3 protein-coding genes are annotated in these 7,003 nt (G+C 72.7%); all 3 read right to left on the bottom strand.

Annotation, left to right across the window (positions count from 1 at the left end):
- Positions 1 to 95: 95 nt before the first annotated feature.
- Genes fxsT through HY68_RS25795 form a run of 3 tightly spaced genes read right to left on the bottom strand, consistent with a single transcriptional unit; the run spans position 96 to position 6,933 of the window.
- Positions 96 to 4,433 carry an FxSxx-COOH system tetratricopeptide repeat protein gene (gene fxsT / locus HY68_RS25805; protein WP_041992912.1) on the bottom strand — a complete coding sequence of 1,446 codons (4,338 nt, stop codon included), beginning with the start codon at positions 4,431 to 4,433 and terminating at the stop codon, positions 96 to 98.
- Positions 4,433 to 5,506, bottom strand: a complete 1,074-nt coding sequence (locus tag HY68_RS25800) for a MoxR family ATPase (RefSeq protein ID WP_041992909.1) — start codon at positions 5,504 to 5,506, stop codon at positions 4,433 to 4,435. Before HY68_RS25800 ends, fxsT begins: the two co-directional genes overlap by 1 nt.
- Positions 5,503 to 6,933 (bottom strand): hypothetical protein, encoded by a 1,431-nt coding sequence (locus HY68_RS25795; protein WP_041992906.1) that lies wholly within the window; start codon positions 6,931 to 6,933, stop codon positions 5,503 to 5,505. The genes HY68_RS25800 and HY68_RS25795 overlap by 4 nt, the downstream gene beginning before the upstream one ends.
- Positions 6,934 to 7,003: the final 70 nt, after the last annotated feature.

The following is a 7,003-nucleotide window of genomic DNA, read 5'->3' as shown; positions in this document are numbered from 1 at the left end:
CTCGGGTGAGCCGGCGGCGGGAACGGGCTGATCAGGAACGGGCTGATCAGAAGCGGGCCGCCGTCAGGGGCCTTCCGGCCGCAACGGCTTCGGCGTCACAGCGGCATCGGCGCGATGTCGCACTCGATCCGCTGGTACAGCCGGGCCGCCGTCGGACGGGGGTGGTCGTCGCCGAGCAGGCGGGTGAGCCCTTCGACCGCCTTGGCGTTCAGCTCGTCCGCCTCCGCCACCCGGCCCAGTCCGCGCAGGTCCAGCGCGAGATTGGCCGTGCAGGACAGGGTCAGCGGATGGTCGGGCCCCGCGCTGCGCGTCAGCGGGCCCAGCGTCGCCTCGTCCACCTCCAGGGCGCGGGCGAAGTCCAGCCGGGCGTAGTGGTCGTTGGCGAGACCCATGGCCGCGGTGAGTGTGGACACGTGCCGTTCGCCGAGGGTGGCCCGGAACCGCTCGGTCGCTTCCCTGTCGAGCGCCTCGGCCTTGTCGAGCTCGCCCAGGGCGCGCAGGGTGGCGGCGAAGTTCACCATCGTGCCGAGCGTGTACGCGTGGGTGTCGCCGAGCGTCGCCCGGTAGCGCGCCAGGGTCTTCTCCCCCACGTCGCGCGACGCGGCGAGATCACCGCCGAGCCTGCGGTCGACGATCGCGTTCATGGCGGTGGCGAGGGTGTCGGGATAGTCGGTGCCGTAGCGGGTGGTGAACCGGAGCAGGGTCGCCTCGGTCAGCTCCCCCGCCTGGCTGAGCACCCCGGCCCTGCGCCGGCAGACGGCCAGGTTCCGCGCCGCGCGGATGGTGGCCGCGTTGTCCTCGCCGAAGTGGGTCACATACGTCTGGTAGGTGGACTCCTGGAGGATGTGCGCCGCCCGGTAGTCGCCCGCCTCACGCACGTCGATGGCCAGCGCGTTCAGGGTGTTGAGCGTGAGGCCGTTGGTCGGGCCGAGCAGCAGCTCCCACTGGTGCGCCGTCTCCTCGTCCAGCCGCCTGGCCTCGGCGAACTCACCGCACATCCGCATCGAGATGCCGTAGTCGTGGGCGGCCCGCAGCGTCTCCGGGTCCTCGGGGCCGAACAGGTCGCGGGCCCGCTCGTCCGCTTCCTCGTCCAGCGCGCGCGCCTCGTAGAACTTGCCCTCGTAACGCAGCGCGCTCGCCATCTGGCACATGGAGTCGATGAGTTCCTCGTCGGGAACCTGCGCGGTGCGGGAGATGGCCAGCGCCGACTCGTTGAGGGTGAGCGCCTCCGCACCCCGGCCGAGGACCCGCAGATAGAAGCCGAGGAGCTTGGTCATCCGGACGACCTGGAGCTCCTCGGCGCCCGACTGGGCGCTCCAGGCCAGCCACGCCTGCCTCGCCAGGCTCTCGCCGGCGTCGTGCGCCCCCCAGTAGTAGAGGAAGAGCACGACGTCGGAGACCAGACCACGGACCCAGGGGTCGGAACTCTCCACCGCTTCGGAGGCGATGACATGGGGCAGCAACGCCTGGTAGGCGGGCCAGTGTTCGGGGGACTCGGGCGATCCCGGCTTCGCCGTCGACAGCAGCAGGTGCGCCGCGCGGCGCATCCGTTCCTGCTCGTCGGAGGCGATCCCTGAGGCGAGGACGTTCTGCATCAGTCGGTGCATCTGCAGGGTGCCCGACTTGTGGTCGAGTTTGATGAGCGACAGTTTGCTGAGGTCACGGGTGGCCCGCGCCAGCAGCAGCGGGTCGCGCAGGACCGGGTCCAGTTCGGGGGTGATCTCGACCTTGTGGCCGCCCCTGAGCATGCTCAGCGGAATGGGCTCGGGCGCCATGCCGGCGCAGATCTCCAGCAGTTGCCGGGCGGCCGGGTTGTTCTGCGCCAGCCGTTCCAGCGAGATGTTCCAGGCGGCGGCGACCGTCACGGGGTAGTCGGGTGACGGGTCGAGTTCCAGGATCTCCGGGCGGCGCGCGGCGAGCAGTTCGAGGTATTCGGCCACCGGCATGCCGGTTGCGGCGTGCCAGGCGCCCGCCTGCTCGATCGCGAGCGGGAGGTCGCCGAGGGCCTCCGCCAGCCGGTCGGCGTCCTCGGCGCCCAGCCCGCGGGCGCGGCGCTGGAGCAGGGTGATGCTCTCGTCCCGTTCGAACACATTGACGCTGAGCGGGGTGGCGACCCGCTCCCATTCGCGGTTGCGTGAAGTCACGATGATCTTTCCGGAGCCGCCGCTGGGGAAGTACGCGCGCACGGCGTCGATGTTCTCCGCGTTGTCGAAGACCAGCAGCCAGTTCTCGTACGGCTTGCCGGTGCGCAGCGCCTCCCGTACGGCGGGGACCGCCGTGTTGGCCTGCGGGCCCACGTCGAGGCCGAGGCTGCGGGCCAGTTCGGCGAGCGCGGCGAGGATCAGGCTGTCGTGCTCGGCGGGGATCCACCAGATGACGCTGTACTCGTGGCTGTGCCGGTAGATGTACTCGATGGCGATCTGCGACTTGCCGACGCCGCCCATCCCGTGCAGGGCGTGCGGCAGGACCGCTGCCGTCTTGTCCTCGCGCAACTGCTGTTCCACCGCTGCCAGCAGACTCTCCCGCCCGGTGAAGTTCGGGTTCTTGGGAGGGACGTTGCCCATGACCTTCGGCTGGCCCGTACGGACGAAGCTGTGCTCTTGCGCTCTGAGGTCCATCGTGTGGTCAGCCTTCCCGGCATTCTCGTCAACAACTGTCTCGGGCGGTGTGGGCGGCACTGTGCCTCCTGGCGGGTCGGTGGTCTGTTCCGCCCCCAGCCCTTCCCGCAAAGATCCACTTTTATCGGGGGATGCGCCCGCACCACCCCTGGTCACGCCGGATGCGCCCGGCACGCCCGCCAGCTCAGCCGCCACCCGCGACGCCCGGCGCGCGTACGGGCCCGACAGCGCCTTGAGCACCGCGAGTTCGATCCGCAGCCAGGGCCGGTTGGCCGGCGCCGGGTCGGGCAGCGGGGCGTGCTCGGGGTCGCGCAGCACGGCGCGCAGCAGCGCGCCGGCGCCCCGTCCCGACCGCAGCTCGGAGAGCAGGGTGACCAGCTGCGCCAGCTGGGTGCGGGTTCCGGTGGCGAGCAGGGCCTCCCGGACCCCGTCCGCGAAGTCGACAGCGCGCTCGCCTTCGCCGTCCTGGCCGTTCCAGTTGATGAGCCCGCCCATCAGCACCTCGGCGAGATGGTCGGGGCCCGCCTCGGGCACGGCCCGGTCGCGCAGTTCCTCTATGAGGTCGAAGTCCAGCGGGACGACGGCCAGCAGCAGCGCCAGCTGCCGGGCGAGCGGGCTCGCGAGGCCCAGGAAGCGGCGTACGGCGGCCGAGGCGGCGCGCGGCCCGTCGATGCGCGGGGCGCGCAGTCCGGGGGCCGAAGCGCCCTTCGCCAGCGCGCCGGCCAGCACCACGGGCAGCGTCGCGGACACCCCGCGCTCGCCGGTGACGAGGTCGGCCCAGGCCCGGAAGGACTCGGGGCGCAGGCTCAGCACGGGCACCGGGACCGTCCCGTCGTCGGGCTCGGGCAGCGGCCGTACCGGGTCGGGCAGGCTGTGCGGCGGCCGACAGCCCAGGTACCGGTTGAGTGCGCCGAATCCGGCGGCTTCGAGGGAGGCGCGGAAAGGGTAGAGCGAGGACCGGTGCCGCAGGTACGGCGGCAGCAGGTGCACCAGCGCGGTCGGCCCGCCGGCGGCGAGCCGTGCGAGTAACGTGTCGGCCGCTCCGCCGGCCCAGCCCGCCCCGAGTCCGTCGGTGACCACCAGGAAGAGCCGGGAGCCGCGGCCGTCGAGCAGTTCGGCCGGGTCGGCCTGCTGGCCGCCCGGCCTGCGCAGGACCGGAGGTCCTGCGGCCGGGACGGAGACGGACACGGACCGGACGTCGCGGAAGGAGCCGCTGCGGGCGGCCTCGACGGCGAGCTGACGCGCCGTACGCTCCCAGCCGCGCATGGTGGGCGCGTCGTCGACGAGCAGCACCAGATCGAAGGCGTTCTCCCGGGTCGGCAGCAGATAGGGGATCCATAACCCGTCGTTGATGCCGTGCTCGGCGGTACGCGTCTCGTCGAGCTCCGTCAGGGTCCGCGAGTCCACCCGGCGGCCGAGCCGGCGCATGGCCTTGGCCAGCGGCAGGGGCCGCGCGGCCGGCCGCGTCCGACCCGCGGATACGGCGGTGTACGTACCGGGCGCCTCGCCGCCCGTCCCGGCGGTCGCGGTGAGGTGGGTCGGCGCGCCGGGCACCGCGCCGTTGGACCCCGGTACGGAGAAGTCCCAGGGCTCGCTGTCCGGCACGGCGGGAGGCACGGCAGGGGGCAGGTCCGCATCCGCTTCGGGGACGGCGGGTGCGGGTGCGGCGGTCCGTCCGGCTGCCAGCCGGCGGGACGCCAGCCACAGGGAGTCGGCGATGTCCTGCCAGCTCGGCCCGTCGCCTGCGGCACCGGGGACCGCGGAACTCCCGGTGTCGTCGGGGCCGGGTGCGCGCTCCCTGGGCAAGCCGTTCATCAGCGGCCTTTCGAGAGGTCGCGGAGGAGCATCTCGATGAGTTTACGCCCGTCGCTGTCGCCCTGGAAACCGTATGTCGCCGTCAACTGCACCGCGTTGAGGAGCTGGTCGACCGACTGGGTACCGCCGTCCTGCAGCCTCCTCTCGAACTCGTCGACCAGCGCCGACACACCCTCCGGCTGGCGCCGCAGATGACCGGCCACGATGGAGAGCAGCTGCTCACGGCTGGGCGGGCGCATTTCGAGCGGCAGGCAGCGCCGCCGGAAAGCGGCGGGGAACTCCCGCTCGCCGTTGCTGGTGATGACCACGATCGGGAACTCGGCGCACTCCACCCGGCCGCCCTCGATGGTGGCGCGGCTGTGCGGGTCGTCCGAGAAGACCTTCACCGAGTCCAGGTCGCTGCGGACCAGCTCGGGGATCTCGAAGCTGCCGTTCTCCAGGACGTGCAGCAGGTCGTTGGGCAGGTCGATGTCGCTCTTGTCGAGTTCGTCCACGAGCAGGACGCGCGGCCTGCGGTACGGCAGCAGGGCGGTGCCGAGCGGACCGAGCGTCATGAAGTCGCCGAGGTACGGCGGTTCGGCGACGGCCGGCTGCTCCGGCGCCGCGTCGCGCGCGGGGCCCGGCTCGCCGCCGGCCCGCCAGGCGGCGATGGCCTGGGCGCGGCCGATCGAGTCGTACTCGTACAGACCGCCGCGCAGGGTCGTGCGGCTGACGATGCTCCACTGGAGCACCCGGCCGAGGCCGAGTTCGCGCGCGATGAGGTAGGCGAGCGTCGACTTGCCGACCCCGGGCGGCCCGGTCACGAGGACGGGGCGGCGCAGCAGCACGGCCGCGTTGACGGTGTCGATCTCCTCGTCGCGCAGCTGAGGGTCCGTCCGGGTCGCGCCGAGTCTGCGCAGCGCCGCCCGGTCGTCGTCGGGGGGATCGTCCTGCACGGGGCTGCCGTTGAACTCGCGCCAGGGCGGCGCCGCGGGCAGTTCGGGCGGCTCGGACCGCGGGCTCTGTCCGGTCGCGTGGAACACCCGCCAGGAGGGCGGGACGGCGGTCTCCGCCGCAGAACTCTGCTCCGTCACGCAGACAACTCCTCACAGTCGACCAGTCGGTTCGGATCATCCCAGAAGAACGCGATATGTCTGCCCATCATCCGGGGTCCCTCATCCTCTGCCTCCGCATCGAGACGCAGCTGGCTCACCTTCGCCGGGATTTGCCCGGGTGGGTGGCCGAAAAGCACCCGGATGAGCTCCCGCGACTGGGGGGAGTCCTCTTCCCTGCGGTCCCAGCCGGCCACGCCGATGCCCTCGCTGATGGCCGCCGCCAGTGGCTCAAGACCGCGCCCGGGTACGGCGGGGCCGTGCAGGATGACCGCTGTCACGGCGCGCTCCCGGGTGAGGCCGGCCCGCCAGAGCTTGAGGTCCGTCCCGCTCCAGTGGGGCGTCTGCGCCGCCGCCGCCGCACGGAACACGCCCCAGCGGTCCCGCCATCTGCGCAGCTGTCCCGGGTCCCCGGCGCGCATCCGGTCGAGGCTGCGCAGGTGGACGAGGTAGCGCTGGCTGATCGGCACCTCGCCGATGGCCCGGTCCCCCAGCGGCAGCCTGGCGACGTCGTGGTTGAGCATGGCGTACGGCAGGACGAACTCGACGTGGACCGGGTCGCCGCCGCGCCCCTCGGCCTCGGCGGTGTGTTCCCCCCAGTACCGCTCGGCGCGGGCCACGGCGCGTTCGACCGCGCCGGCGAAGGATGCGGGGGTGGCCCGTTCGGTCTCCCCCGCCAGGGGTTCCCAGTGGCCTGCGGCGACGTTCACCCAGTGGCGTACGTAGAGGTCGGGCGACCCGTCGTCGGCAGGGGCGACCATCACGACGAGGCAGCGCGGCACATCGGGGTCGGGGGGCGGTTCCTCGGCGATCCGGCGCCGGCGTGCTTCCAGCGCCTCCGAGGTGCCGGGCGCCGACCGCGCGGCCCAGCCGGCCGACCACGCGCGCAGCGCATCGGCGCGCGGCGGGGAGTGCAGGGCGGCCACCTCCATCAGCACCACGGCGGGCGGCAGTCCGTCGGACGCCTGGGCGTTGGCGTCCAGCAGCCGTTCGAAGAGCTGGGCGCGGGTGAGGCCGACCGGCAGGTCGATCTGCAGTTCGTGGGCGAGGGCCGCGTGCAGCCGTCGGGGATCGGTGTCCCGGTCGGGGACGAGCAGGTCGTGGCCTTTGCGTATCTCGTCCTCGGTGAAGACGGGCAGCAGCGCGGGCGCGGGACGGCTGCGCACCCGCTCCTCGACGGACTTGGCCGGCTGCGGACCCGCCAGCATCTCGATCGCGTAGACGAGGGCGTCCCGCCCGTCGGCGAGCCCGAGCACCTTGCCGACCAGGGCCGCCATGTCCAGCCGGGGGGTCTGCCCGGGTACGTTGATCTCGACGTTCAGGTATTCGGCGACGAGATGCACGAACAGCGGACGCTGCGCGGCGTCGGTCACGCATTCCAGCGCGCTCAGTTCGTGCACCCACGCCATCTTCAGACGTCGGTAGGCGGCGCTTGGCGCCCCTAACGCGTCCGGTGAGTCCCTCTCCACCGACCATCCC

The sequence above is a fragment of the Streptomyces sp. AcH 505 genome (genome assembly GCF_000818175.1).
Taxonomy (GTDB): Bacteria; Actinomycetota; Actinomycetes; order Streptomycetales; family Streptomycetaceae; genus Streptomyces.
This window is presented reverse-complemented; position numbering and strand designations above follow the sequence as displayed.